Origin of the sequence: Kribbella solani, from assembly GCF_014205295.1 — a bacterium.
GTDB lineage: Bacteria > Actinomycetota > Actinomycetes > Propionibacteriales > Kribbellaceae > Kribbella > Kribbella solani.
The window spans coordinates 5,073,952-5,100,644 of the sequence record NZ_JACHNF010000001.1; the positions used below are offsets into that span (position 1 = coordinate 5,073,952).

Sequence of the window (26,693 nt, forward strand, 5' to 3'; positions counted from 1 at the left end):
CCCGGCGTCCTACCGTTGGAACCGATTGGTTGCCCAGGGCGTCAATCGGCCCGGAGATCCGGCCGGACCTCCAGATGCATTGTGAAGACGAAAGGACCCGCATGATCTCGATCAAGTCGGTCGGTTCCCGGCTGCTCGGCACGCTCGTCGCGGGCGCTGCCGCCGGTACCACCCTGCTTGTTCCGTCCGCCGCGCAGGCAGCGGGCACGGCGGCAACGACCGCGACGGCGACGACCGCCGGAACCGCCACGACCGCGGTGACCCGCGCGGCCGCCGTGTCGGACGTGCTGCTGCCCGGGCAGTACCTGAAGCCCGGCCAGTACCGGCGGTCCAAGAACGGCAGCTACGCGCTGGTCATGCAGGCCGACGGCAACGCGGTACTGATCAAGGGCCGGACCCCGATCTGGGCGACGATGACGAACCGCAAGGCCTCGACGCTGATCATGCAGCGGGACGGCAACCTGGTCGTCATCTCCGGCCGGACCCCGGTCTGGGCCAGCGGCACCAACGGCAGCAACGGCGCCCACCTCGAGGTCCAGAACGACTCGAACCTGGTCATCTACAACACCCGGCACAAGGCGGCCTGGAGCCGGTACATGATCATGGTCACGCTCGGCTCCGGGCGGAACCTGACCTGGCCGAACGCGCTGTACTCGCACAACCGGATCTACCGGCTGCAGCTGCAGTCCGACGGCAACGCGGTGATCGTGAAGAACGGCCGGACGCCGATCTGGAGCACCAAGACGATCAGCAAGGGCGGGTACGCGACCATGCAGACCGACGGCAACTTCGTCGTGTACAGCGCGGCGAAGCGGCCGCTCTGGGCCACCAAGACCGTCCGCCACGGCGCCGTCCTGCAGATGCAGGACGACGGCAACCTGGTGGTCGTCTACGGCCGCACCCCAATCTGGGCCAGCAACACCGGCCGCTGATCCCACCAGCGCTGATCCACCAGCGCGTGGCCACAAGCTGAGCCGCGGCGACCCAGGCGGGGGCGCCGCGGCTCACTCACGTCAGTGGCAGTAGGGCGCTCAGGTCGGTTCGTTCGCCGCTGGCGCGGAGTTTGCCGGTGGCGCGGGCCTCCGCCCAGGTCGTACGGCCGAGGGCGACCGAGATCCACAGCTCCGGCGGCAGTTCGATCACCGCACCGGGCGTACCACGGGTGTGCCGCGGTCCCTCGATGCACTGCACCGCGCCGTACGGCGGGACGCGTACCTCGACCGCATGTCCTGGTGCCTTCGCGACCAGGATCTTCAGCAACTCCTTCGTCAACAGCTTCAGGTCGGCGCGATCCGCCGTACCGTTGTCGTAACGCTGCAAGGCCTGCTGAAGGGGAACGGGCATCTCCACGACGTGCCAGCGTACGCGGCAGTTTGCGATGACGCCCCTCTCGTCGGCGATAATCGGGCGGGACAGAGGAAGCGAGGTCGGGATGCTCACGCCCAGGCACCAGGCGCTGCTGATGACGCTGGCGGGAATGACCGTCGGCGTGGCCGTGTTCGGCGCGGTGCTCGCCATCAACGGCGGCAACCCGTTCGCCGCCGAGCCGCAGGTGGGGGTCGTGACTCCGGTTCCCTCGGGTCCGCCGTCGCGCACCGACGGTCTCCAGGCCGACGGCCTGCGGTACGCGGTGCAGAACTTCGGCACCGACAACGACCCGGTGTCCGCGGAGGTGCCGACGGGCTGGAAGAGCTCTCAGGACGGCACCCGGCCCAAGTTCGTCGACCCGACCGGCGTGTGGCAGATCCGGTTCGACACGCGCGGCAGCAACCAGACGCCGGATCAGCTCGTGGTCAGCCGGGAGCGCAGTATCGACGAGCGCGAGCTGAAGGTGATGAGCCGCGACGACGGCCTGCTGGTCTACACGTACGTCGACCAGAACCGTGGTCCGCGGATGGGCCTGTCCCGCTGGATCTCCACCGACCAGGGCCAGTCCACCGCGGTCGAGATCACCGTCGGCGGCCGCCCGCAGGACGAGGCCGGCCTGCGCGCCATCCTGCAGCACGCGACCGACACCCTCAAGGTCCCCGTCTCCGGGAACGACAACCGCCCGAACTGAGCTGGCTTTCCCAGCCGTCAGGTCAGCATTTGATGTCGGCGGCCGGCGTGTTGCCCTGGGCGAGATAGCTCTCGACCACGTTCTTCACGCAGGCGTTCCCGGACAGGTACGCGGTATGGCCGTCGCCGTCGCGGGTGACGAGGATACCGTTTTCCAGCTGATGCGCCAGGCCGACCGCCCACGCGTACGGGGTGGCCGGGTCGCGGGTGGTTCCGAGTACCAGGATCGGCTTCGAGCCGGCCGCGACGATCTTGTGCGGGGTGTTGTCCGGCTTCACCGGCCAGTTCATGCACGACACCGACGACCAGGCCAGGAACGGGCCGAACCGCGGTGACGCCGCGGTGAACTTCGGCAACTCCGCCTGCAACTGCGGGATCGAGGTGACATCGGGGTGATCGAGACAGTTCACCGCGATGATCGCTTCGTTCGAGTTGTCCGCGTACCCGGTCGGCTGCCGATCGGTGTACTCGTCGGCGAGCGCGAGCAACCGGGCACCGTTCCCGGCCAGACCGTCCGCGACCGCGTCCTCGAGCCGCGGCCAGAAATCCTTCAGGTACAGCGGGTAGATCAGTCCGAGCACGACCAGCGCCTGCGTGACCTTGCGGTTTCCGTTGCCCGGCAGCGGGTTGGCGTCGCTGTCCTTGACCAACTGGTCGACCTTGGCGAGTACCTCGCTCTTCGTACTGCCGAGCTTGCAGGACCGCTGCGCGCAGTCCTCGGCGAAGGCGTCCAGCGCCCGGTCGAAGCCCTGCGCCTGCGCCATTCCCATCTGCGCCGAGGTCAGCGACGGATCGACGGCGCCGTCCAGGACCATCCGGCCGACGTTCTTCGGGAACAGTTCGGCGTACGTGGCACCGAGGTACGTGCCGTAGGACATGCCCAGGTAGTTGAGCTGCGGGTCGCCGACGATGCCACGCAGTACGTCCAGGTCGCGCGCGGTGTCCTTCGTGGACACGTGCGGGAGCAGCCGGCCGGAGCGCTTCTCGCAGCCGGACGCGAAGATCTTCGCCTGCTTGTCCAGATCGGTGATCTCGGCCGCGTCGTCCGGTGTCGGGTCGGTGGCGATCATCGTGTCCAGCTGTCCGGTGTCCAGGCACTTCACCGGCGTGGACTCGCCGACGCCGCGCGGATCCCAGCCGACGATGTCGAACTTCCGCAACAACGGCGTGCCGAACAGCATCGGCGCCTGCTGAGCGAGTTGCTGACCCGACGCGCCCGGTCCACCCGGGTTGACGAAGAGCGTGCCGATCCGGCCGCCGCGATCCTTGGCGAGTACCTTCCGGGCCCGCAGCTCGATCGTCTCGCCGGTCGGCTTGGTGTAGTCGAGCGGGACCTCGATGGTCGTACACAGCTGGTTCGTGCCGCAGCGCTCCCAGTCCAGTTTCTGCTGGTAGAACTTCGCCAGCCCGGTTGGGATCGGCCCCGCGGGACCACTCGGCGGGTTACTTCCGATGCCCGGCGCCGTACTCCCACCGCCGGCGTTCTGCGCGCGACTGGCTACGCCACACCCACTCACCAGTACCGCGAGAACTGCCACCAGCACGATCGGCCTGCGGACATTCACTGCGTACTTTCTCCCTCGTCGTCGTGATGCAGCCGACGCCGCCGCCGCGGCTTCCGAACCCGCCGCTCGGCCCGCGACTCACCCACCGTGTCCACGCCGTCCACGCCGTCCACGCCCTGCTCAACCCGCTCGCCCTGCTCAGCCTGCTCGGTGCGGTTGGTCGGGTCGGCGGGTGGTGCTGTTGGTGGTTCGGTTGGTGGTTCTGGTGCGGCGTCCGGGGTTGTCGTGCTCGATGCCTCGTACTGCTGCCGCGGCGAGCACACGTCCGCGCGGCTGCAGGCGCACCGCCGGCCTGAAGCCGCCAGCCGTACGACCACGGTGTCGCTCGGTACGTTGTGCCCGACCACCACTCCATCACCCGCGGGGGTCTCCACCGCGCTCCCGACCGCCGGAGCCTTCGCGTTGAACTCCTGGTACAGCGGGTGCTCGTACTTCAGGCAGCACATCAGCCGCCCGCACGCGCCGGAGATCTTCAACGGGTTCAGCGGCAGGTCCTGGTCCTTCGCCATCCGTACGCTGACCGGCTCGAAGTCCTTCAGGAACGTCGCGCAACACAGGTCCCGCCCGCACGGCCCGATCCCGCCCTGCAGCCGGGCCTCGTCGCGGGCGCCGACCTGCCGGAGCTCGATCCGGGCCCGCAACGCCCGGGCCAGATCGCGTACGAGTTCACGGAAATCGACTCGGTGCGGCGCGGAGAAGTACACGATCACCAGCTGGTCGATGTCCGGGCGCCGGTCGACGAAGTCGATCCCGACCACCTTCATCGGCAACCCGTGCTGGCGGATCGTACGTTTGGCGATCACCCGCGCGTCGGCCCGACGCTGCCGGTTCTGCTCATCACGATCCAGATCGGCCGCCGAGGCGATCCCCGCGCAGGCGGGCAGTCCGCCGATCTCCTCGGTCACATACTGCGGCGCCCAGACACACTCCGCGACCTCAGGCCCGTCGTCGGTAGGCACCAGCACCTTGTCCCCCACCCGAGGCCGAAACTCACCCGGATCAAGGTAGTAAAGCCGCCCATACCGCTCGAACGACACCGCCATCACCATACCCACCGCGCCAGCCTACTTCCACGCGTCACCCCTGTCCCCAACCCAGCACATCAAGCCGACGGCTGGGGCTACCGACGGCAGAGGTTGGAGCAGGCCCACCGTGCCTGCTGCCAGGCGTTGGCCCTGTGCGCAGCCCAGCTCAGCAAGCCGGTGGCCGAGGCTACCGATGGAGGCGGTGGGAGCATGCCCACCGCGCCCACTTCCACGCGTGACCCCTGCCCGCAACCCAGCGCAGCGGCGCGGCAGGCCAGCTGTACTTGGTCGACACCGCCCCGCCCATTTCGGTGGTTCACCTTCTAATTTGCCTGTTCGCCAGGCGCGTGCGGGCGGTGAACGGGCGATTTGGAAGGTGAACCGCTGAAATGGGGTTGGGTCGTGGTGGGGTGGGTGTTGCTGGGGTGGGAACGCAACGTCCGCAGATTAGCGGTGGCTGTTTTTTACTGTGGTGGTGAGGGGGTTTTGGTTGGGGCCGTAGGCGGCGCAGATGGCTAGGCGGTCGGTGCGGGCCCACTGGGACTTGGTGGGGGTCCAGTAGGAGATCTCCAGCTCGGACTCCGCGACGGACTTGCCGACGTACGAAGCGAAGAGTGGGCCGCAGGCGCGTTCGGTGGCTTGGTCGACGCCCTTCTCGCCGGGCCAGTCGCCGGCGGGGAGATCCGGGCGCGCGAACACCTCACCGTCGTGAGACCCGTCGCACGGCTGGCGGATCACCTCGGAGTCCTGGCCCGACTCGTCGAAGCATTCGCCGATGACCAGGTCGTCGACCGACGTGGTGGGGCTGTTCGAGTACGACGAGACCGGCTGACCCGAACCGTAGTCCTCATCCGCCGACGAACCGAGCGCGATCACCAAGGTGAACAGCAGCACGTACCCGATCGTCACCAGAGAACCGATCACCAGGCCCGCGATCGCCATGCCCTTGCCGGCCTGACCGGTGCGCTTGATCTGGACCAGGGCCGCGATTCCGAGCGCGACACCGACCGGCGCGGACAGGCCGATGAAGATGCCGCCGATCCCGGTCGCCAGCGCGGCGGTCGCGAGACCGTTGGTGGACGCGGTGGAGCCGGGGTAACCGTAGCCGTACCCGTACGGCGCGGGCGCTTGCCCGTACGCCTGCGGGTACTGCCCCTGCCCGTAACCGGCCCCGTACGGCGGCTGCTGCCCCGGCGCCGCCCCGTAAGCCGACTGCGACCCGTACGGCGACTGCCCATAGGACGGTTGCCCAGCGGACGGTTGCCCGTACGACGGCGGCGCCTGTCCCGGCGCAACCCAAGGCGCCGACCCGGCCGGAGGCGGTTGGTGCGGCTGCGGCTGCTGTGACTGTGGTTGGGCGTACGTCGGGAACGCGCGGGTCGGTTCCGGCGGGCTGTCTTGTGGACGGTCCTGTGGGCGTTCATGTGCTGGCTCGTACGGTGGCTGACTCACGTTTCCCCCAGTGCTTCCCGCGGGTCTACCGCTGCGATCCGCGCATCGTACCGGTCAGCCGGGTTCCCGGCATGCCGACCAGGCACAGTACGTTGCCGTCAGCAACAGCACGATTTTCCAGTACGACGTAGTACATGTCCAGCTCGGACCGCTCGTACGGCTTGCCGACGAAGTCCACGAACGCCCCGGCGCACTGCTGCGTCGCCACCGCCGCGGTCTGGGCGGTCGGCAGCCCGGCCAGCGCGGCCGGCACCTTCGCGTACGCCTCGCCGCTGTGTGCCCCGGCGCAATCCGCGATCCGGACCAGCTGCAGCGAGGACGCGTCCAGATCGGCGTCGAAACAGCGGCCGACCTCGACCTTCGAGATCGGGACGGTGCGGCCGATTCCGGCCCGTTGCTCGCCGATCAGGTTCATCGTGACGGCGACGCCGATCGCGATCACCCAGCACAGCGACAGCAGCAGCGCCGCCTGCGCGAGCCGTTTCCCCTGGCTGCCGGTGCGTTTGATCCGGCGCAGCGCGAGCAGGCCGAGGACGACCGCGAGCGGTACCAGGCCGGGCAGGCTGGTCGCGAGCGCCGCCACCGCGTACCCGTCCGGTTTCCGCTTCGGCTCCGGGACGCCCTCCAGCCAGGACTCAGCCGACGGCAACGACGGCCGCGCGGGCTGGATCGGGGAGGTGTTCATCGGCGTCCGTTCGGAACTGTGGCACCGAGCGGTTCACTTCGCCCGGACACTCAGTCATCGGACCTGCCGGTCTCGGTGTTACACCGCCCGCCTGCCGCCGTGACACAGGCCTCACGAGACCTTCTCAGCGGACGCTCAGCGAGCCGGCCGGCGCGGGATGCTGAAACCGTCGCTGCTGCCCTCGAACAGCCCGACCGTCATCGCCTCGAGCGCGATCAGCGGCGCGACGTTCGCCTCGATCGCCTCCCGGCAGGTGGCGATCGCGTCGATCCGGCGGATCGTCTGCTCGGGCGTCGTACAAGCGCCGAGCTGCTCGATCTGCTGCCCCAGCTCGGCGTTGATCAGCTCGCTGCCGGAGCGTGTCTGGACCACCAGCACGTCCCGGTACAGCGCCATCAGGTCGACCAGCGAGCGGTCCAGCACGTCGCGCTCCCAGCGCTTGGCGCGGGCCTTCTGCTGGTCCTCCAGCTCCTTCAGCGCCGCGTTCGCCTCCCGGGGCTTGGCGCCTTTCGTACCGACCCCGAGCGCCTGTTCGAGCGCGGACCGTTCCTTCTCGTCGACCTTCTCCGCGCTGGCCTTGGCCTCCACCTTGGCGGCTTCGAGCAGTTGCTGCGCGGCTTTCAGGCAGGCACCGAGGTCACGCAGCGTGAACGGAACCTCCAGTACGTTGCTGCGCCGCTCCCGAACCGCCTCGTCCCGGGCCAGCGCCCGTGCCCGGCCGATGTGACCCTGGGCCGCCCGCGCCGCGAACCAGGCCAGCTCCTGATCCACTTCGAGCTTGCGGCCGAGCATCTCCGCGACGGCCGCGACCGGCGGCGTACGCAGCACCAGCAGCCGGCATCGGGACCGGATCGTCGGTACGACGTCCTCGACCGTCGGCGCGCACAGCACCCAGACGGTACGCGGCGCGGGCTCCTCGATGCTCTTCAGCAGCGCGTCGGCGGCCTGCTCGGTAAGGCGGTCCGCGTCCTCGACCACCATCACCTGCCAACGGCCCTGGGTCGGGCTCATCGCGGCCCGGCGGACCAGCTCGCGGACCTCGCTGACCCGGATCGACAGCAGCTCGGTCCGGATCAGGGAGATGTCGGGGTGGGCGCCGGTGAGCGCCGTACGGCACTCGTTGCACTCGCCGCAGCCCTCGTTCGGGCACTGCAGCGCCGCCGCGAACGCACGCCCCGCGTTCGACCGGCCGGACCCGGGCGGCCCGGTGATCAGCCACGCATGCGTCATCCCGGCGACCGCCGGCCCACTCTCCCCACGCAACACCGCCGCGGCACCCCCGACAGCCTTCCGCAGCACGGCAACCGCCGGCTCCTGGCCGACCAGGTCGTCCCAAACACTCATAGGTCCACCTTGGGCAGTAGCGGTTCGAGTCTGGCGCGGATCTGTTTGGCGATGTCTTCGCGGTCCTGTGTCGCGTCGACCACCAGGTAGTGCTGCGGCTCGGCGGCGGCCAGTTCGAGGAAGGCGTGCCGGACCCGCTCGTGGAAGTCGTCGGACTGCGCCTCGATCCGGTCCCGCTCGGTGAACCGGCCGAGACCGCGCTTCGGCGGCAGGTCAAGCAGGACGGTCAGGTTCGGCCTGAGGTCGTCAGTGGCCCAGCGGTTCACCCGCTCGACGTCGGACAGGTCGAGATCCCGGCCGGACCCCTGGTACGCCAGCGCGGAGTCGACGTACCGGTCGGTGATGACGACCGCACCGGCTTTCAAGGCGGGTTTGATCACCGAATCGACGTGCTCGGCCTTGTCCGCCGCATAGAGCAGCGCCTCCGCGCGGTGCGAGATGTCGCCGGTGGCCGGGTCCAGGACGATCTGCCGCAGGGTCTTGCCGAGCTCGGTCGCACCGGGCTCGCGGGTCAGCAGCACTTGCTGGCCCCGCTCTTCCAGCCACTGGACCAGCAGGGCGGACTGCGTCGACTTCCCGGCGCCCTCGCCGCCTTCGAGCGCGATGAACAACCCGGTCGTCGGGTAGTCGCCCCGGGTCTTGCCGAAACTGCGCCGCACGTCCCGCCAGAACGGAACGCCCGGCCGGTCGTCCATCTGCCGCCAGGCGAGCAGCCCGATCACCCCGGCCAGGATCGCGGCCGCCAGCATCGTCATCGAGGCACCGTTGTACGTCGCCGAGTGCCCGCCGATGGTCCAGGTGTGCCGCCCGATCGCGCCGGCGGCGAACGGCGCGATCGCCAGCGTGATCGCGAGTACGGTCCGGACCGCCGACTGGACGAAGGCGAACGTCCGCCCACGGACCGCGTCCGGCACCTCCAACCCGAGCAGCGTGTACCCGGAGACCCACGACGCGCCGGCGCAGAAGCCGAGCAGGATCGCGATCATGGTGGCGATCTCGAGCTGCTGGATCAACGCCAGCCCGGTCAGGCAGATGCCGGAACCGACCAGGCCGGCCGCGAACAGCCGGCGCCGGGACAGCCCGGAGAAAATCCGCGGGCCGAAGCCCATCCCGAGCGCGAGCCCACCGAACACGGCGCCGAACAACAGACCGTACCCGGGATCGCCGGCGCCGAGATCCTCGACGTACGTGCGGCCGAGACCGATCACGACCGCGCCGGCCGCGAAGGCTCCGGAGATGCCGACGACCAGGCCGCGGACCACCGGCGTACCGGTGACGTACGACCAGCCTTCGACCATCGTCCGCCACAGCGTCGGGTGGTCCTCGTGGTCGTGCACCGCGCGGCCGATCTCGGCGACGGAGACGATCGCGAAGGCCGAGATCGCAAAGGTGGCGGCGTTCACGTACACGGCCAGGTCGATGGAGAAGTTGCCGGCCCAGCGGGTGACCAGGGTGATCGCGGTGAAGATCGCGGCCGCCGGAAGCGCGGAACCGTACGTGGTGATCAGGCTCAGCTGGTTGGCCGCCTCGAGCCGGTGCCGGGGCACCAGGTTCGGCACGCTGGCGTCCTTGGCCGGGCCCCAGATCAGGCTGACGATCTCGATCAGTACGGTCGCGATCAGCAGCCAGGTCAGCGTCCCGACCAGCGGGATCGTGACGAAGAACGCGGCCCGGACCAGGTCGCCGACGATCATCGTCGCCCGCCGGTCCAGCCGGTCCGCGACCCAGCCGGCCACCGGCCCCATCACCAGCGCCGGCAGCACCCGGAGGAACAGCACGCCGCCGATCGCGAAGTTCGCCAGCTGGTAGTTGTCGCCGGCGAACGACTTCGCCATCGCGGTCAGCGCCAGCAGACCGATCCAGTCACCCAGGCTGGACAGGCCGAAGCCGATCCACAGCCGCCGGAACGCCCGGATGCGCAACACCGCGCGCACGTCGTGCGACGGTGCAGGATCGGTCAACGGGTCATAGGCCTCCGGCACGCCTAAAGCCTAGTAGGCCGCGTGGACAGCCTGAGTCAGCGCGTCCAGTGCCGCCTTCAGCTCGGTCGGGGCCGGGAAGCCGAAGCCGAGGCGGAAGACGCGCGGCTCGTCCCCGAACCAGTCGCCATCGGCGAGCCGTACGCCCAGCTCAGCCGTCGTACGCCGGAACCGTGCGAGGTCCACATCCGGCTTCAAGCGGATCACGCACAACGCGCCGGCGTCGGGGCGTACCCACTCCACCGACTGGTTGTTCCGCACCCAGTCCGCGGTGATCTGCAGGTTCTCCTCCAGCCAGGACCTCCGGTGCGCCAAGATCGTGTCCTCCTGCTCGAACAGCCGAACCGCCAGCGCCTCGCAGACCGGGGACGCGGACACGACGGTATTGAACTTGGCCGTCACCAGTTGCTCCACCAGCTTGTCGTCGGTGCTGACTACCCATCCGATGCGCAATCCGGCCGCTCCATGGCACTTCGACAACGACGCCACCGATATGACCTTCAGGCCGAGGCTCACTGCTGTGTCCGCGACCGGATCGTCGCCGTACGTCGCGCTGCGGTAGGTCTCGTCTACCAAGAGGTAGGCGTCCGGACAGATCTCCGTCATCGCTGCGACCACCTCCTGCAGGACAGTGCGCGGGATGGCGGTGCCGGACGGGTTCTGCGGTGTTGCCAGGCTGACCAGCTTGGTGTCGGGCGTGAGCTTGGCGCGTACCGCGTCGGCTGTGAGCTGGTACGCGTCGTCGAACGTCAGCGGGATCACTTGCACGTCCGCGCCCAGCGACTCGTACGTGGTGCGGGTCATCGGGAAGAGCGGTGCGGTCGTGACGACCTGTCCGCCGGCGTCCGCGAGAAGGTAGGAGAGCAGGAAGATGCCGTGCATTCCGCCGACCGTGACGACGACCTGGTCCGGGCGTACGCCGTGGCGGTCGGCGATCGCGGTACGCAACCGGGCGTCGCCGTCGGCCGTACCGTAACCGAGCTCTAGGTCCGCCAGCTCCGGCGTCAGCAGGTCCGCGAGCCGGAGGTCCGGGCCGTAGCTCTCGCCCAGGTCGTGCTGAACGTGCTCAGCGGTCAGGGACATGATCTGGTGACGCGGAAAAGTGGGCATACGGCCATGGTTCCGGCCGATCGGTGGTGTCTGCAGAGCCAATCGGGCAGAATTGGTTCGCAGATGAGACCAATCGAAGTGGTTGACCGATTGGGCCGCTGGTCCTCCGGCCGCGGCCCGCTGTACGTGCTGCTCGCGACGCGGCTCCGGCAACTCATCGACGACGGCGATCTCCCGCCTGGTGCAGTCCTACCGCCAGACCGTGCACTGGCCGGCGCACTGGCAGTCGGGCGTACCACGGTGGTCGCCGCGTACGACCTGCTCCGTGCTGAAGGGCGCATCACCCGCCGGCAGGGCAGTGGTACGCGAGTGGCCGGCGTACCGTCCGGAGCGCAGGTACTGGATGCACCGGTCGACCCCCTGTTCCTGGATTCACTGGAAGCACGTGACGACGACGTACTGCTCGCCATCTGCGCGGCTCCAGGCGATCCACCAAAGGAGTTGGCCGAGGCGTACGTACGGATCGCCCCGGAGCTCGCTGCACTTGAAGACGACATCGGCTACTACCCGTACGGGCATCCGGCTTTGCGGCAGGCACTGGCTGATCGCTACACGGCCCGTGGCGTGGCTACGCGTGTAGAGCAAGTCATGGTGACCAACGGGGGTCAGCAAGCGTTGTCGTTGCTCGCACATGCGTTGGTGTCGCCGGGAGATCGGGTGCTGGTGGAGGCGCCGACGTACCCGGGTGCGCTGGAGGCGTTCCGGGAGCAGGGAGCCGTGCTGCATGGACTACCGGTCGGGCTGGAAGGCATCGAGGCGGCCGTCCGGGAGCGGCGTCCCGCGGTTGCCTATGTCGTTCCGACGTACCACAACCCCACTGGGGCGGTGATGTCCGCGCTTACGCGGCAGCGGCTGGCTGGTGTGGGTGTTCCGGTGATCGAGGACGAGGTACCGGCGGACCTGGGGTTCCCTGGTGAGACACAGCCTGCACCGGTGGCGGCGTACAGCGACTCGGTTGTTTCCATCGGTTCACTCAGTAAGAGCGTGTGGGGTGGTCTGCGGATCGGGTGGATACGTGCTGCGGCGCCTCTGATCAACCGTGTGGCCCGGCTGCGCGCCGTACACGACCTGGGCGGCAATGTCCCGTCGCAGCTCGCCGCAGTACACCTGCTGCCCTTGCTGGACGCGCCAGGCCTACACACCACCCTGAAGGCCCGCCACGACCACCTGCACGCCTTGCTCACCCAGTCACTCCCCAGTTGGCAGGTCCCAACCGTCACGGGCGGCCAGTGCCTGTGGGTACGCCTCCCGTACGGCGACGGCGCCTCCTTCGCCCAAACCGCCCTCCGCCACGGCCTAGCCGTCCTCCCCGGCACCGGCCTCGACGTCACCGGCGCCGGAACCCCCTACATCCGCCTACACTTCCGCGCCCAACCAACCGCCCTCACCGAAGCAGCCCACCGCCTAACCAAGGCCTGGACCACCTACCACCCACCCAGTCACCACCCCATCCCCCGCCCCACCATCGCCATCTGACTGGCAGCTGGCCGGTGAAGCGAGGGTTGGGTGGGGTGCGGCTAGTTGGTAAAGCGGAGGGTTAGGTGGGAGGGGGTGGTGGTTAGTTTGTCGCGGGTGGGGAGGGCAGGGCCGCAGGCGGCGGTGCCTACTCCGGTTTGGGCTATGTCTAGGGTGACGTGGGTGGTATCGCCGGGGACCAGGTCGGGGGTGTGCTTGGCGGACTCCAGGTCGTGGGTGGTCCAGTCGCGGACAGTCAGGCCGAACAGGTCGTCCACTGCTTCGATGCGGAGTGTGTCGAGCGTGGCCCAGCGGGTGTCGATGCGCTGACCGTTCTCCTGCGGACGGACGTACGGCGTCTGGAGCTCGGCGACAGTGGCTGTGTACTTCCCGACCGCGGCGGCCGCGCGTGTGTCTACGTACGCCTCGTTCGGGCCGGTGCCGAACCACTCGACCTGCTGCACCTTCGGGAGCTCGAACGTGATGCCCAGGCGGGGCAGCACCTCCGGGAACAACCCCTCGGGTACGAGGCTGAGCTGCAGGACCACGCCATCCTCTACAGCAGTCCAACGCCATGTACTGCGCAGACCCCACTGCAGCGCGGGCGGTGCGGTGCGGGTGACGACCTCCCATGCACCGTCGCGTTCGCCCTGCGAGACGATCCGGTGCTGTACGCGGTGCAACCCCTGCTCACGCCAGGCGGCCGCGACCCCAGGAATCGCGTCGTTGTCGATCGGCGCCCGCCACACGTCCAGCCGAACATTCGTCAACCCAGCAACAGAAATCCCAGCTGCGTCGGCAACACCACCAACCACCGCCTCACCAGAGGGAACCGTCGCGGTCGGGGTGGTTGGTTGGTCGAGGCGGATTTGGCCCCAGGCGATGCGGTGGCCGGCGGTCGCCCATGGGGTGGCGTCGGCCAGTTCGGCGGTGACCGTGAGCCAGGTTTCCGGGCGGCCCTCCGCGCGTAGCTTGTCGAGCTCCGGCGGGAGCTCGACAGACGTCGACGCACCCGGCGCGAGCACCGGCACGTTCAGCGGGGCGGTTCCGACCACCTCGCCCTCCACCTCGACCCGTGCCGTGAACACCAGGTGGCTCGTGTCCAGCACCTCGTAGTGGTTCGTCACCGTCACCCCATCGTTGCCGTCAGCAACGATACGGACCGGCTCGATCACCTTGACGAACTCGTGCATTCCCGGCGACGGCGTCCGGTCCGGGAACAGCAGCCCGTCGCAGACGAAGTTCCCGTCGTGGATCGGCTCGCCGAAGTCACCGCCGTACGCGTAGACCTCGCGCCCGTCGATCGTGGTCCGCAGACCGTGGTCGATGAACTCCCAGATGAAACCACCCTGGCAGCGCGGATACTTCTCGAACACCTCGCGGTAGTCCAGCAGCCCGCCCGGCCCGTTACCCATCGCATGCCCGTACTCGCACAGGATGTACGGCAGGTTCCGGTACTTCGTGGCGTCCGCGCCGATCTCCGCGCACTGCTCCGGCGACGCGTACATCCGCGAGTAGATGTCGACGAACTCCGCCTCGGTGTCGCGTTCGTAGTGCACCGGCCGGGACGGGTCGAGCTCCTTGACCAGGTCGTACATGGCCTTCAGGTTGTCGCCCATCCCGCACTCGTTGCCGAGCGACCAGATCACGATCGACGGGTGGTTCTTGTCCCGGTGTACGGTCCGGCGCATCCGGTTCACCAGGTCGTCGCGGAACCGCTCGTCCATCACCGGGTTCGGCAGTTTCGGCGGCTGCGGTTCGTACCCGAACCCGTGTGATTCCAGATCGCATTCGTCGATCACGTACAGGCCGTACTCGTCGCACAGTTCGAGGAAGTGCGGGTGCGGCGGGTAGTGGCTGGTGCGTACGGCGTTGATGCCGGCGCGCTTCATGATCAGTACGTCGTCGAGCATGTCCTGCTCGGTCACCGAGCGGCCGCGATCCGGGTGGAACTCGTGCCGGTTGACGCCGTTGAACAGCACCCGGTTGCCGTTCACGGTGAAGATCCCGTCGACGATCGCGACCGTACGGAACCCGATCCGCAACCGGACGTCACCACCGGCGGTACGCAGCACGGCGTCGTACAACCGCGGCACCTCGGCGCTCCACGGCTGCACGCCTTCGACCCGCACGTGCTCGCCGGTCGGCACCTCGAGGCCGAGCTCGGCCACCGAAACGGTCCCCGGTACGTCGGACTCGACCAGCAGCGTGCCCGCGCCGTCGACGTGGTCCCAGGCCGCCTTCACGAACACGTCGGTCGGCGCGTCCGGCCGGAGCGCGAGCAGGTTGACCTCGCGGAAGATCCCGGACAGCCACCACATGTCCTGGTCCTCGACATAGCTGCCGGCCGACCACTGGTGTACGCGGACCGCGATCCGTGCTTCGTTGCCGGGCGCAACCAGCGCGGTGAGGTCGAACTCCGACGCCAGCCGCGAACCGGATGACCAGCCGACCCACTCGCCGTTCACGTACACCGCGAACCGGGAGTCGACGCCCTCGAACCGGAGCACGATCTTGGCGCCCGCGAAGTCGGCCGGAACGCTCACGGTCCGGACGTAGTCACCGGTCGGGTTGTCGGTCGGCACGTACGGCGGTTCGAGCGGGAACGGGTAGACCACGTTCGTGTACGCCGGCTTGCCGTACCCGCTGAGCTGCCAGTGGCCCGGGACGGTGATGGTGTCCCAGCCGGTGGTGTCCGGGTCGGTCAGGTCGTCCGGCGCGGCCGCGACCGTCGGCGACAGCCGGAAGCTCCACTCCCCGCCGAGCGGCACCCGCCGGGCGTCGTCATCCAGCCAGGAACGTGGGGGCAGCACGTTGGCCCCGGACCCAAAGTCCTCAACGTAATCGCTCACGAGAGCCGAGCCTACGGCCAACCTGTTCACAACTCCACACCTATCAACAGATATGGACAACAATCGCTCAGCTGCTCACCCGGAACAACCAGGCGGGAGCGGGTTACGGCTGGCAGTCCTTGCAGATGCCGACCAGGGCTACCTGTTCCGGGGCGAGGTGGAAGCCGAGGTCGCGGGCGAGTTTCTTGCGAGCCGACTCGAGGGTGTCGCCCGGCGCGTCGTACACGGTGCCGCACTCGGAGCAGCGCAGGTGCAGATGCCGCGGCGCCAGGTCCCCGGCCAGGTGGTACGTCGTCCCGGCCCGGCCCAGGTGCACGTGCGTGACCAGGCCGAACTCCCCCAGCGCATCCAGCGCCCGGTACACCGTCGCCCGATGAATCCCGGGCCGCAACTGCTCGGCCCGTTCACCGATCTGCTCGGCACTGAGATGTTCCTCGGTTCCGGCGAGCACCTCGACCACCGCGAGCCGAGCGGGTGTGACCCGCTCGCCCCGATCCCGCAGCCGCTGCGCGCTGACCTCAACAGCACTCGTCATCCGCGCTCCTTCGGTACGTCCCCGTGCACTTTGAAACCAGGCCCAGACGCCGGCTCAGGACTTCTTCGTCGCGCTCTTCTTGGCAGTCGTCTTCTTCGCGGTCGTCTTCTTCGCCGCCGTGGTCTTCTTGGCAGCCGTCTTCTTGGCCGCGGTCTTCTTCGCGGCCGTCTTCTTGGCGGCGGTCTTCTTGGCCGGTCGCTTCACCGGCCCGCGGGCGCGCTTCTCCGCCAGCAGCTCGGCCGCCCGCAGCAAGGAGATGGTGTCGACCGAGTCGTCCTTGCGGAGCGTCGCGTTCGTCTCCCCGTCGGTGACGTACGGACCGAAGCGGCCCTCCTTCACCACCACCGGCTTCTTCGACTCCGGGTCCTCGCCCAGCTCCTTCAGCGGCGGCGCGGCTGCCCGGCGACCACGCTGCTTCGGCTCCGAGTAGATCTTCAGCGCCTCTTCGAGGGTGATGTCGAACATCTGCTCCTCGGAGGACAGCGACCGCGAGTCCGTACCCTTCTTCAGGTACGGCCCGTAGCGCCCGTTCTGCGCGGTGATCTCGTCGCCGCTCTCCGGGTCCTTCCCGACGACCCGCGGCAGCGACAGCAGCTTCATCGCGTCGTCCAGGCTGATCGCGTCCAGCGTCATCGACTTGAGCAGCGACCCGGTCCGCGGTTTCGCACCCTTCGGCGCGTCCTCCGGCAGCACCTCGGTCACGTACGGCCCGAACCGTCCGGCCTTGGCCACCACCTTCAGCCCGGTGTCCGGCGCGTTGCCCAGCTCGTGCTCGACCCCGGAAGGCTGCTCCAGCAGTTCCTTCGCCTTGTCGACGGTGAGCTCGTCCGGCGGCAGATCCTCGGGTACGTTCGCCCGCCGCTCGTCCTTGTCCTCGACGTACGGCCCGTATCGCCCGACCCGGACCACGACCCCGCTGTCGTCCCCACCGACCGGGAAGGTCGACATCTCCCGGGCGTCGATGTCGCCCAGGTCGGTCACCATCGACTGCAGACCCTCAAGGTCGTCATCGCCGAAGTAGAACCGGGCCAGTACGCCCTCGCGCTGCAGGTCACCGGCGGCGACCTCGTCGAGGGTGTCCTCCATCGAGGCGGTGAAGGTGTAGTCCACCAGCCGGGTGAAGTGCTCCTCCAGCAGCCGGACCACCGCGAACGCCAGCCAGGCCGGTACGAGCGCCTGGCCCTTCTTGTAGATGTACTTGCGCGCCTGGATCGTGCCGATGATCGACGCGTACGTCGACGGGCGACCGATCTCGCGCTCTTCCAGCTCGCGGATCAGCGTCGCTTCGGTGTACCGGGCCGGCGGCTTCGTCTCATGTCCCGAGGCAAGCACCTCGAGCGCGGGCAGTACGTCGCCCTCCTCCACGTTCGGGAGGCGGGTCTCCTGGTCGTCGGTCCCGGCGGACGGGTCGTCCGCGCCCTCGACGTACGCCTTGAGGAACCCGTGGAACGTGATCACCCGGCCGGACGAGGTGAACTCGCACTTCTCCCCGGTCGAGGCGGTCGCGTCGATCTTGATCGAGACGCTGTTCCCGGCCGCGTCCTTCATCTGGGACGCGATCGTCCGCATCCAGATCAGCTCGTACAGCCGGAACTCGGGGCCGCTCAGACCGGTCTGCGCCGGAGTCTGGAAGACCTCACCGGCCGGCCGGATCGCCTCGTGTGCCTCCTGCGCGTTCTTCACCTTGGAGGTGTAGACCCGCGGCTTGTCCGGCAGGTACGACGCGCCGTACAGCTCGCGGACCTGCGCCCGGGCCGCGGTGATCGCGGTGTCCGACAGCGTCACGCTGTCAGTACGCATATAGGTGATGTTGCCGTTCTCGTACAGCCGCTGGGCGACCTGCATCGTCTGCGACGCGGACATGCCGAGCTTCCGCCCGGCCTCCTGCTGCAGCGTGGTGGTACGGAACGGGGCGTACGGCTTGCGGGTGTACGGCTTGGACTCGATCGCCCGGACGGTGAACCGCGAGTCGCGCAGCGCACCGGCCAGCGCGGTCGCGGTCGCCTCGTTCAGGTGAACCGTGTTCGCGCCCTTGAGCTCACCGGTCGAGCTGAAGTCGCGGCCCTGCGCCACCCGCTTGCTGTCCACCGAGACCAGGCGGGAACCGAACTGCCGCGGCGTCCGGCTCTCGCCGGCGTCCAGAGTCGCGTCCAGGTCCCAGTACGAGGCGCTGCGGAAGGCGATCCGCTCGCGCTCGCGGTCGACCACCATCCGGATCGCGACCGACTGGACCCGGCCCGCCGACAGCTTCGGCATGACCTTCTTCCAGAGCACCGGCGAGACCTCGTACCCGTACAGCCGGTCCAGGATCCGGCGCGCCTCCTGGGCGTCGACGAGCGCCTCGTCGATGTCCCGGGCGTTGCCGACCGCGTCCTGGATCGCCTTCGGGGTGATCTCGTGGAACACCATCCGGCGGACCGGGACCTTCGGCTTCAGCTCCTCCAGCAGGTGCCAGGCGATCGCCTCGCCCTCGCGGTCCTCGTCTGTCGCCAGGAAGAGCTCGTCGGCACCCTTGAGCAGGTCCTTGAGCTTGCGGATCTGCGCCTTCTTGTCGGCCGGCACCACGTACAGCGGGTCGAAGTGGTCCTCGACGTTCACCCCGAGCCGTGCCCATGGCAGGCCCTTGTACTTCGCCGGGATCTCGTCGGCGCCGCTCGGCAGGTCCCGGATGTGGCCGAAGCTGGACTCCACCACGTACCCGGACCCGAGGAAGCCGGCGATCATCCGCGCCTTCTTCGGCGACTCGACGATCACCAGACGCGTGCCCGCCGCTGTCTTCGTCCCTGCTGCCCCTGCCACTGCGCTCCCTACTCTCGTCCTGCCGACAACGCCCTTTCACCGACGCCTGTTCCCCCAGCACAGACCGACCCGCCCGAGGACAGAGTACGGCCGACGGCAACGCATTTCTCAACGCACGGTAACCGGTCAGGCCCCCGGTACGCCTCCCAGGGTTTCAGAAAGTGGCGAACGCCCCACCCTCACCGCGCGTCGCGACCAGGCTTACGAGCGTACGCCGTCTCAGCCGGCGAACCGTACTTCGGGGAACTTCGGGGAATCGCCGCGGAGCAGCAGGACCGGGCGGCGGCGCAGGGTCAGGTCGAAGAACGCGGCCAGGTACTCGCGCTGCGCGAGTACGCTCCGGGCCGGTTTCGCGCTGCCGACGAGGGCCCGCAGCACCGAACCGATGATCGGGTCGTTGCCGTAGATGTCGTGGAACAGCTGGGAGAAGATGAACTGGTAGTCGGTGAAAGCCTTCTGTTTGGTGTGCAAGAGTGCCAGGTTCAACCGCCCGCCGCGCTGCGCCGCCCAGAAACTCGCCCAGGACGGGTCGTAGTTGTCCTTGCCCGGGTCGGTCCGCTGGCTCTGGTCCGACCCGAACAGCAGGAACGGCCGGTTCAGTCCTTTCTCGGCGACCTCGCCAAGTGGCCCCTTGGTCCGGTCGTCCTGGAGCGTTCCGTCCAGGTCCACTCCGGCGGCGACGCGCCGGTCCGCGAGCATCGTGTTCGCGGTCGTGTACCCACCGAGCGCGTAGCCGAACATGCCGACCTTGCGCAGGTCGAGGCTGTCGCCGAGCCCGTCCGGAAGGTCCTTGCCGTCGGCGTCCGGGTTCTGGCCGTCGGCGATGTGCTCCAACTGGTTCAGTACGAACCGCGCATCGGCCGTCCGCGTCTCGAGTGCTTTCCGGATCGCGGCCGGGTCGGGCCCCTCGGGCGCCGGCGCGCCGGGCAGGAAGCGGCCGCGCGGGAACTCGACCGGTGATTCGTGCGAATGGTCGATGGTGACCACGACGTACCCACGGCTGGCCAGGTCCTCGACCTGGGCGGTGTTCACGAACCGGCTGTCGCCTTGACCGGGCGAGAACAGTACGACCGGGTGGCGGAGCGGCTGCACGGGTACGTCGACGCGCGCGTGCGTCAGCGTGTTCGCGAAGTCGAACGATCCGGTCGGCAGCGCCAGCCCTTCCTCGCCGGTCCACGCCTCGTCCACGTCCGCCGCGGTCTTCGGCGGCATGTACCGGGCGTACGGCGCGCTCGCCGACATCGACGCCGGGTACCAGACGCTGATCATCAGTTCGCGCTGCCCGCTCGGCATACTCGGGTCCTGCCGGGACCGGTCGATCAGATGGATCGCGGCCGTCCCGAGCGCCTTCCGCCCGGTCGGCGCCGGTATCCGGAACTTCACCGGATGAAAGTCGGGGTCGCCCTGGGTACGAAACTCGTCCGGGTCGAGCGGGCGAGCGGACGCGAGACCGGGCGTGACGAGCGTCAACCCCGCCGCCGCACCGGCCGTGAGCACGTGACGCCTGGTGAGATCGAGGCTGCTGTGACGGCTGAGTCGTTGACGCGGCATGCGACTCATGGTCATCGCCCCGCTTCTCTCCGTGATGGAGACCACATCCCAACTTGATGACAGCCACAACCCTCCAACTCGGGGGTCATCTCCGCGACTGCAGGGTTGCCCCCTGGAAATCCAAGGGGGCAACCCTGCGGTTCAGGGGGCCGGCGAATGCGAAGATAACGGGATGCGAAAGCTGGTGGACGGGTTGCGGGCGGCGTTCGTGGGGGCCGGGTACACCGTGGCGGGGGTCGCGGAGCGGCTTGGGGTGGCGGCGAACGCGGCGCTGGCGCGGAACGAAACCTCGCCGGCGGCGGGGCGTACGGGGAGCGGCGATCGGCTGGACACGATGATCCGGTTGTTCCTGCTGCAGCGCAGCGTGCCGGAAGAGCTTGTCCGGAAGGCGTTCCCCGGGATCGAGCTGGTTGCCTTGGGCATCATCGAGGTGAGCGGCGGCGAGGCCCGCGCGGTGCTGGAGATCCGCCCGTTCGCGGCCGGCGAGCGGGACTGCTGGGTGGTCGCCGACCTCACCCCGGGCCTGGACGGGCGCCGGGAGGCGATGCGCGGCGACTACGTCCTCGGCATCGCACCGGCCAGTCTGAGCCTGATGCAGCTGACCGTTCCGGTGAAAGCGGACCGTGCCCTGGACATCGGCACCGGGTGTGGGATTCAGTCACTGCACCTCGCGGACCGGGTCAACCAACTGGTCGCGACCGACGTCAACCCGCGCGCGCTGCAGCTCGCCGGCTGGACCGCCGCGCTCAACCAGGTCGAGGTCGACATCCGCGACGGCAGTCTGTACGAGCCGGTGCGCGGTGAGCGTTTCGACCTGATCATCAGCAACCCGCCGTACGTCATCTCACCGCCCGGTGGTGACCTGACGTACCGCGAGACCGGGTTCACCGGTGACGCGGTGGTCGAGCAACTCGTACGAGAAGCGCCGGCGCACCTGACTGACGGTGGCTGGTGCCAGCTACTCGCCAACTGGACCTGTGTACGAGGTGCGGCGTGGCAGGACCGCATAGCCACGTGGACCGGTGACCGCTCCGCCTGGGCCGTCCAGCGCGAACAGCTCGACCCGTCCGAGTACGTGGAACTGTGGCTGCGTGACGCCGGACTGCACGGCTCACCGGCGTACCCGGCCAGGTACGACGAGTGGATGCGCTACCTGGAGCAGCATGACGTCGAAGCGATCGGCATGGGCTGGATCAGCTTGCACAACGTCGAAGGCACGCTGTACGCGGAGTCCTGGCCGTACGAGATCGAGCGGCCGATCGGTCCGCACGTACTGCACCGGTTCGAGCGAGTGGAAGGCCTGCCGGCTGACCTGACCGGGATGCACTTCCGGGTCGCCGAGGACGTCATCCAGGAGACCACTGGGCAGCCAGGCGCCGAGGACCCGGCCACCATCGTGCTGCGGCGTCAGCGGGGCATGCGTAGAGCCGAGCAGGTCGACACGGTACTGGCTGGCTTCGTTGGCGCGTGTGACGGCGAGCTCAGCACCGGACAGATCCTTGCCGCACTGGCCGATCTCCTGGACCGACCAGTGGTCGACGTCCTGTCGGAGTACCTGCCACAGGTCAAACAGCTCGTAGTAGAAGGCTTCCTGGACTACTGAGTCGGACGACGACGCCGGCGCTTCTCCGCGTACATGCGCCGATCCGCCTCCGTCAGCAGATCGCCCACCGACGTACCGTCCGCGCTGCTCGCCTGACCGACGCTGAGCCGCAACATGGTGAACCAGGGCGCCTCGGCCCGCTCAGCCTCCCGCTCCGCTGCGATCTTGATCCGCTCGACCAGCTCCGGCGCACCGCGCTCATCCGGGTTGTCCAGTACGACTACGAACTCGTCACCGCCTGCACGGGCCACCACGTCCTCAGCACGGCACTGCTCGGTCAGTAGCTGTCCGACCCGCCGCAGCACCTCGTCACCACACGCATGGCCGTAGCTGTCGTTGATGACCTTCAGGTTGTCCACGTCGATCGCCACTACCGCCACTGAGCGACCAGAGTCGTGTGCTACCGACATCCGTTCGTCCAGAGCGCGCCGGTTGCCCACACCGGTCAGCGGATCCTCCCGGGCCGCCTTCCACTCGGCATCGTGCCGGATCGACAGCTCATGGTTGGCAAGTGCACTGCGTACGGCGTACAAACCGCGCAACCGCTCAGCCCACCAGCCACGGCTGATCGCACGCGCGTACTGCAGGCCGATGGTCGCGCCGGTGTCGCCGGACTCCGCCACGATCTGTACGGCCGTGTGCCGAATCAGCGCCTCCACAGGCGGATCGGACGTCGGCGGCAGGTCACTCGCCGCCCGGTCCGCCGCGGCCAGCGCCTCGTCGATCCGCCCGAGCGACAAGTACGCCCGCGCCAGGTACGTACCCGCGATCGCCGCCAGCTCGAAATCGCCAAGCTTCGCCAACTGGTCCCGGCAGTCCTTCAGGATCACCGCGGCATCGGCCGCGTCGGCCGCGTCGTTGCTCGCCGCCAGCCACATCCGCCCGGCCATCGGCCAGTACCCGAGCAGGTCGGCGGCGAGAATCGCATCCACCGCCTCAGCGGCCCACCGGTGCGCGGCCTGCCGGCGTTGCCTGATCTCCTCGTCGTACGACTGGTCGCCGAGCCGCTCCAGCTCATGCGCCCAGCGCAGGTTCGACTCGGCGAGGTTCAGCCGGTTGATCGCCGGCGCCTCACGCAGTCCGAGCGGATCGTGGTCCCCGTCCGCCGCCAGCTCGAAGTGCGGGATGCACAGCTCGTACAGCCGCAGCAGGTCGTACGCGTAGCCGAGGCCGGTGTGCGCCCAGCCGGCCAGGCCGAGATCCCTGGTCCGGGACAGGGCGTTCTCGGCGGCGACCAGGTCCGCGACCGAGTCACCGCCCTCGCCGGTCCGGATCAGCGTGACGATCCGGAGCGCGATCGCGTTCGCCTCCCAGCCCGGCTCGTCGATCGCCCGGGCGACCCGGATGCAGCCGTCGACGGCGTCCAGCGCCTCGGCCGCGTCAGTGCCGTGGTGCGCCGCGACGGCCCGCACGTACTCGGCGGCCGCCCGCTCATGACTGGGCTCCGGGCCGAGCTCGGCGAGCAGCGCGTTGATGTCCTGCCCGGCCTCGGCCGGACTGCCCGACTGGGCCCGCGTCATCGCCGCCGCGATCCGGGTCGTCACCCCCGACGTCTCTCGCACCACACCTCCCCTCCCAGTTTCACACTTTCCGCCGCTTGTCCGCGTACAGGCGCTGGTCCGCCACCGCGACCAGCTGATCCACCGCGATGCCCTCGGCGGTCGCCGCGAAACCGAGGCTCAGCCCGAGCCGGCGCAGCCACGGTTTGTCGGTCGCCGCCGCGATCGCCTCGACCGCCACCCGGATCCGCTCAGCCAGCTGGGCACCGCCCTTGGCGTCGGGCTGATCGAGCACCACGAAGAACTCGTCGCCACCTGATCGAATCACGGCATCGGTGGCTCGTGCCTGTTCTACCAGCAGATTTGCCACAACCTGCAGCAACTCGTCGCCGCACGCGTGACCGAAACCGTCGTTCACGATCTTCAGGTTGTCCACGTCGATCGCCAGCAGCGTGACCGCGCGGCCCGAGTCACGGGCGGCCGTCAGCCGCTCGGTCAGGGCGCGCCGGTTCCCCACTCCGGTCAGCGGATCCTGCCGCGCCGCGTGCCATTCGGCGTCGTGCCGGGCCGGCAGGTCGTGTGCGGCAAGCGCATGCCGGACCGCGTTGAGCGCTCGCTGCCGCTCCTTCCACCAGCCCCGCGCGACCGACTGCGCGTACGCCAATCCGGCCAGCGCGCCGGGACCACCATCGACCGCCTCGAGCTCCGACCTGGTTTGCAGGACGAGCACCTGAGTCGCTGGGTCGGCCAACGGAATCAGGTCAGCAGCGGCCCGGTCCGCCGCGGCCTTCGCCTGCTCGGACCGGCCCGCTGCCTGCAAGGCCCGGGCCAGGTACGCGCCGGCGATCGCGAGCCGCTCGGTCTCACCCAGCTTGCTGATCTCGTCCCGGATCTCGGTCAGGTCGGCAACCGCTTTCGCCGGGTCCTCGCCGGTGGCGGCGGCGGCCAGCCAGAGCCGGGCGCTGAGCCGCCAGAACTCCTGACTCTCGTCGTCCACGACCACCCGCTCGGCCTCCCGCGCCCAGTACGCGGCCGAGGCCAGCCGGTCCGCGATCTCCCTTGTATACAAGGGATCGCCGAGCCGCTCCAGCTCGTGCGCCCAGCGCAGGTACGTCTCGGCGAGGTTCAGCCGGTCGATCGCCTCGGCCTCGGCGAGCTCGAACACGTCGTCGTCCAGCTGGGTGGCCAGCTCGTAGTGCGGAATGCACAGCTCGAACAAGCGCAGCACGTCGTACGCGTACCCGAGGCCGGTGTGTGCCCAGGCGGTCAGGCCGGCGTCCTTCGTCCGGTTCAGCGCGGCTTCGGCGGCGACCAGGTCGTTGACCGTGTCGCCACCCCGGCCGCTGCGCGCGAGGTTGATGATCCGGATCGGCAGCGCGTTCGCTTCCCAGCCCGGTTCGTCGATCGCGCGGGCGATCTCGATACACGCGTCCACGGCCCGGAGCGCTTCGTCGGCGTCACTGGCGTGGTGCGCCGTCACTCCCCGGACGTACTCGGCCGCCGCCAGCGGATAGCTGGGGACGCCACCGAGCTCGGCCCGAATCGCCTCGATCTCCGCCGCCGCGCCGGCCTGCCCGCCCGACTGCGCGGCGGTCATCGCCCCGGCGATCCGAGCGGTCAGCGCCCCGTCCGCCGCCATCGCGCCATTCCCCATACCCGCAGACGGCCCTTCCCTGATCCGTCACCCGCACCTCGGGCCGGACCGACCATTGTGGCCACCCATCCCGGTCCTGTCACGACCCGATACCGCCACCGACCACCTGGTGCCACAATCAGTACACACCGAGTTGCGATTTGCCTTGACCCCAAGGGCAAGGTTTTACGGTGCCGCGGTGAAGTTCTCCGTCAGTTACAGCACGCCCGCGTACGGGACCGATCCTGATCGGCTGATTCGATTCGCACGGCACGCCGAGGCCTGCGGCTTCGAGGGTTTGTACGTGCCCGAGCACCTCGCGCTGTACAAAGGCGCCTCCTTCGGCGGGTACGAGCTGCCGGCCGACCTGCCGTACGGCGATCCGCTCGAACTGCTGACCTTCGTCGCCGGCGCCACCGAACGGCTGTTGCTCGGGACCGCCGTGTTGCTGCTGCCCTACCACCACCCGGTGCAGCTCGCGAAGCGGCTGGCGACGGTCGACGTGCTGTCCCAAGGCCGGATGCGACTGCTCACGGTCGGGGTGGGGAGCCTGCCGGGTGAGGCACGCGCGATGGGCATCGACTTCGCCTCCCGCGGGCGACGGGCGGACGAAGCGATCGACGTACTGCGGCTGCTGTGGTCGGGCGCCGACGTCAGCTACGCGGGCGAGTTCTTCGAGTTCGAGAACGTGAGCAGCTTTCCGCATCCGTCGGCACCGCTTCCGATCCACGTCGGCGGATCGAGCCGGGCGGCCGCCCGCCGGGCCGGCGCCCGGGGCGACGGGTACTTCCCCGGCGGCGCGCTGACCCCCGCCGAGCGCGCGGCGCAGTGGGATCTGGTCCGGACGACCTCCGGCCGGGACGATCTCGAGTACACCCGCTGGGCGTCTGTCGACCTGACCGCGGAAGCCGTCGCGGCGTACGCGGCGGAAGGCGTCACCCGCCTGGTCGTCACCTCGGCCGACCTCGCGGACCTGACCAGCTTCGCCGAACGACTGATCCAGGCCTAAGCCACCCGCTTGCCGTCCTCGCAGAGGACGACCGCGGCTTCGCGGACCGCGTCCAGGGCCGCGGTCAGGCGGAGGGCCAGCATCGGCTTGCCGAGCGTACGGGCCTGTTCGATCGTGTACAGCCCGGCGGACAGGATTTCGCCGTCCGGGAAGACGAACGCGGCGACCTCGGCCTCGTCCAGTACGCCGCCGTCGAACACGAACACCATCGCGTCGGGGCGCCGGTCGTTCGCGTGCACGTGGTCGACGACCAGCAGGCGGCCGACCACGCGATCCGTACCGAGCTCCTCGGCCAACTCACGCGTCGCCCCCGCCCACGGCGACTCATCGGCCTCGACGACACCGCCGGGGATCTCCCAGTTCGACTTGTAGGACGGCTCGACCAGCAGTACCCGGCCGTCCGCCGACCGGAACAGCACCCCGGCAGCCACCCGCTTCCGCGGCAGCCCCGCTATGTACTCCGGGTACTCCGGAATCGTTTCGCCCACGCCCATCAGGTCCTCCCCACCAGTGCACCACGCCCCGCCAACCCCCCGGCG

General features: G+C 69.1%; 20 protein-coding genes. 5 read left to right on the forward strand and 15 right to left on the reverse strand.

Going from position 1 to position 26,693, the window contains the following annotated elements:
- Positions 1 to 101: 101 nt before the first annotated feature.
- Complete coding sequence (locus HDA44_RS23120; RefSeq protein WP_184837723.1) at positions 102 to 932, forward strand: hypothetical protein; 831 nt, start codon at positions 102 to 104, stop codon at positions 930 to 932.
- A 76-nt stretch (positions 933 to 1,008) separates the two neighbouring features.
- On the opposite strand, the gene HDA44_RS23125 is transcribed toward HDA44_RS23120, so the two are convergent.
- Positions 1,009 to 1,344, reverse strand: a complete 336-nt coding sequence (locus HDA44_RS23125) for a sterol carrier family protein (RefSeq protein WP_184844100.1) — start codon at positions 1,342 to 1,344, stop codon at positions 1,009 to 1,011.
- 88 nt (positions 1,345 to 1,432) lie between these two features.
- Here HDA44_RS23125 and HDA44_RS23130 point away from each other — a divergent pair, with 88 nt between their 5' ends.
- Positions 1,433 to 2,059, forward strand: coding sequence for a hypothetical protein (locus tag HDA44_RS23130; RefSeq protein WP_184837725.1), 627 nt, complete (start codon positions 1,433 to 1,435; stop codon positions 2,057 to 2,059).
- Positions 2,060 to 2,081: 22 nt separating this feature from the next.
- Here HDA44_RS23130 and HDA44_RS23135 read toward each other — a convergent pair whose 3' ends face one another.
- The 7 genes from HDA44_RS23135 to HDA44_RS23165 all read right to left on the reverse strand — a co-directional run bounded on the left by HDA44_RS23135 (position 2,082) and on the right by HDA44_RS23165 (position 11,218).
- Entirely contained in the window at positions 2,082 to 3,623 is a 1,542-nt protein-coding gene (locus HDA44_RS23135; protein WP_184837727.1) for an alpha/beta fold hydrolase, read from the reverse strand.
- Positions 3,620 to 4,672, reverse strand: coding sequence for a PSP1 domain-containing protein (locus HDA44_RS23140; protein ID WP_184844103.1), 1,053 nt, complete (start codon positions 4,670 to 4,672; stop codon positions 3,620 to 3,622). The genes HDA44_RS23135 and HDA44_RS23140 overlap by 4 nt, the downstream gene beginning before the upstream one ends.
- Positions 4,673 to 5,095: 423 nt before the next feature.
- A complete protein-coding gene (locus HDA44_RS38670; RefSeq protein WP_184837729.1) occupies positions 5,096 to 6,100 on the reverse strand; it encodes a DUF4190 domain-containing protein in 1,005 nt (334 codons plus the stop codon).
- Positions 6,101 to 6,125: 25 nt separating this feature from the next.
- Positions 6,126 to 6,785, reverse strand: a complete 660-nt coding sequence (locus HDA44_RS23150; protein ID WP_184837731.1) for a DUF4190 domain-containing protein — start codon at positions 6,783 to 6,785, stop codon at positions 6,126 to 6,128.
- Between the two features lie 135 nt (positions 6,786 to 6,920).
- Complete coding sequence (locus HDA44_RS23155; protein WP_184837733.1) at positions 6,921 to 8,129, reverse strand: DNA polymerase III subunit delta'; 1,209 nt, start codon at positions 8,127 to 8,129, stop codon at positions 6,921 to 6,923.
- Positions 8,126 to 10,111 (reverse strand): dTMP kinase, encoded by a 1,986-nt coding sequence (gene tmk, locus HDA44_RS23160; RefSeq protein WP_184837735.1) that lies wholly within the window; start codon positions 10,109 to 10,111, stop codon positions 8,126 to 8,128. Before tmk ends, HDA44_RS23155 begins: the two co-directional genes overlap by 4 nt.
- Positions 10,112 to 10,120: 9 nt before the next feature.
- A complete protein-coding gene (locus HDA44_RS23165) occupies positions 10,121 to 11,218 on the reverse strand; it encodes a pyridoxal phosphate-dependent aminotransferase (protein WP_184837737.1) in 1,098 nt (365 codons plus the stop codon).
- A 63-nt stretch (positions 11,219 to 11,281) separates the two neighbouring features.
- Between HDA44_RS23165 and HDA44_RS23170 the strand changes: the two genes are divergently transcribed.
- Positions 11,282 to 12,694 (forward strand): aminotransferase-like domain-containing protein, encoded by a 1,413-nt coding sequence (locus tag HDA44_RS23170; protein WP_184837739.1) that lies wholly within the window; start codon positions 11,282 to 11,284, stop codon positions 12,692 to 12,694.
- 41 nt (positions 12,695 to 12,735) lie between these two features.
- Here the strand turns inward: HDA44_RS23170 and HDA44_RS23175 are convergent, their stop codons facing one another.
- The 4 genes from HDA44_RS23175 to HDA44_RS23190 form a co-directional block, all read right to left on the reverse strand.
- Positions 12,736 to 15,525 (reverse strand): glycoside hydrolase family 2 TIM barrel-domain containing protein, encoded by a 2,790-nt coding sequence (locus HDA44_RS23175; RefSeq protein WP_337906277.1) that lies wholly within the window; start codon positions 15,523 to 15,525, stop codon positions 12,736 to 12,738.
- A gap of 103 nt (positions 15,526 to 15,628) precedes the next feature.
- On the reverse strand, positions 15,629 to 16,060 hold the full coding sequence (locus HDA44_RS23180; protein WP_184837743.1) for a Fur family transcriptional regulator: 432 nt from the start codon (positions 16,058 to 16,060) through the stop codon (positions 15,629 to 15,631).
- A gap of 54 nt (positions 16,061 to 16,114) precedes the next feature.
- Positions 16,115 to 18,859, reverse strand: coding sequence for a type I DNA topoisomerase (topA, locus tag HDA44_RS23185; protein WP_337906279.1), 2,745 nt, complete (start codon positions 18,857 to 18,859; stop codon positions 16,115 to 16,117).
- Between the two features lie 219 nt (positions 18,860 to 19,078).
- Positions 19,079 to 20,410, reverse strand: coding sequence for an alpha/beta hydrolase family protein (locus HDA44_RS23190; protein WP_184837745.1), 1,332 nt, complete (start codon positions 20,408 to 20,410; stop codon positions 19,079 to 19,081).
- Positions 20,411 to 20,582: 172 nt separating this feature from the next.
- Between HDA44_RS23190 and HDA44_RS23195 the strand changes: the two genes are divergently transcribed.
- Positions 20,583 to 22,013: a DUF7059 domain-containing protein gene (locus HDA44_RS23195; protein ID WP_184837746.1), complete on the forward strand. Its 1,431-nt coding sequence runs from the start codon at positions 20,583 to 20,585 to the stop codon at positions 22,011 to 22,013.
- Here HDA44_RS23195 and HDA44_RS23200 read toward each other — a convergent pair.
- Complete coding sequence (locus HDA44_RS23200) at positions 22,007 to 23,575, reverse strand: GGDEF domain-containing protein (protein ID WP_337906280.1); 1,569 nt, start codon at positions 23,573 to 23,575, stop codon at positions 22,007 to 22,009. The genes HDA44_RS23195 and HDA44_RS23200 overlap by 7 nt on opposite strands.
- Before the next feature lie 19 nt (positions 23,576 to 23,594).
- Positions 23,595 to 25,151: a GGDEF domain-containing protein gene (locus HDA44_RS23205; protein WP_184837748.1), complete on the reverse strand. Its 1,557-nt coding sequence runs from the start codon at positions 25,149 to 25,151 to the stop codon at positions 23,595 to 23,597.
- 193 nt (positions 25,152 to 25,344) lie between these two features.
- Here HDA44_RS23205 and HDA44_RS23210 point away from each other — a divergent pair, with 193 nt between their 5' ends.
- Positions 25,345 to 26,154 carry a TIGR03619 family F420-dependent LLM class oxidoreductase gene (locus tag HDA44_RS23210; protein WP_184837750.1) on the forward strand — a complete coding sequence of 270 codons (810 nt, stop codon included), beginning with the start codon at positions 25,345 to 25,347 and terminating at the stop codon, positions 26,152 to 26,154.
- Here HDA44_RS23210 and HDA44_RS23215 read toward each other — a convergent pair.
- Positions 26,151 to 26,648, reverse strand: a complete 498-nt coding sequence (locus HDA44_RS23215) for an NUDIX domain-containing protein (protein WP_184837752.1) — start codon at positions 26,646 to 26,648, stop codon at positions 26,151 to 26,153. The two genes, HDA44_RS23210 and HDA44_RS23215, sit on opposite strands and share 4 nt — an antisense overlap.
- Between the last annotated feature and the right edge of the window lie 45 nt (positions 26,649 to 26,693).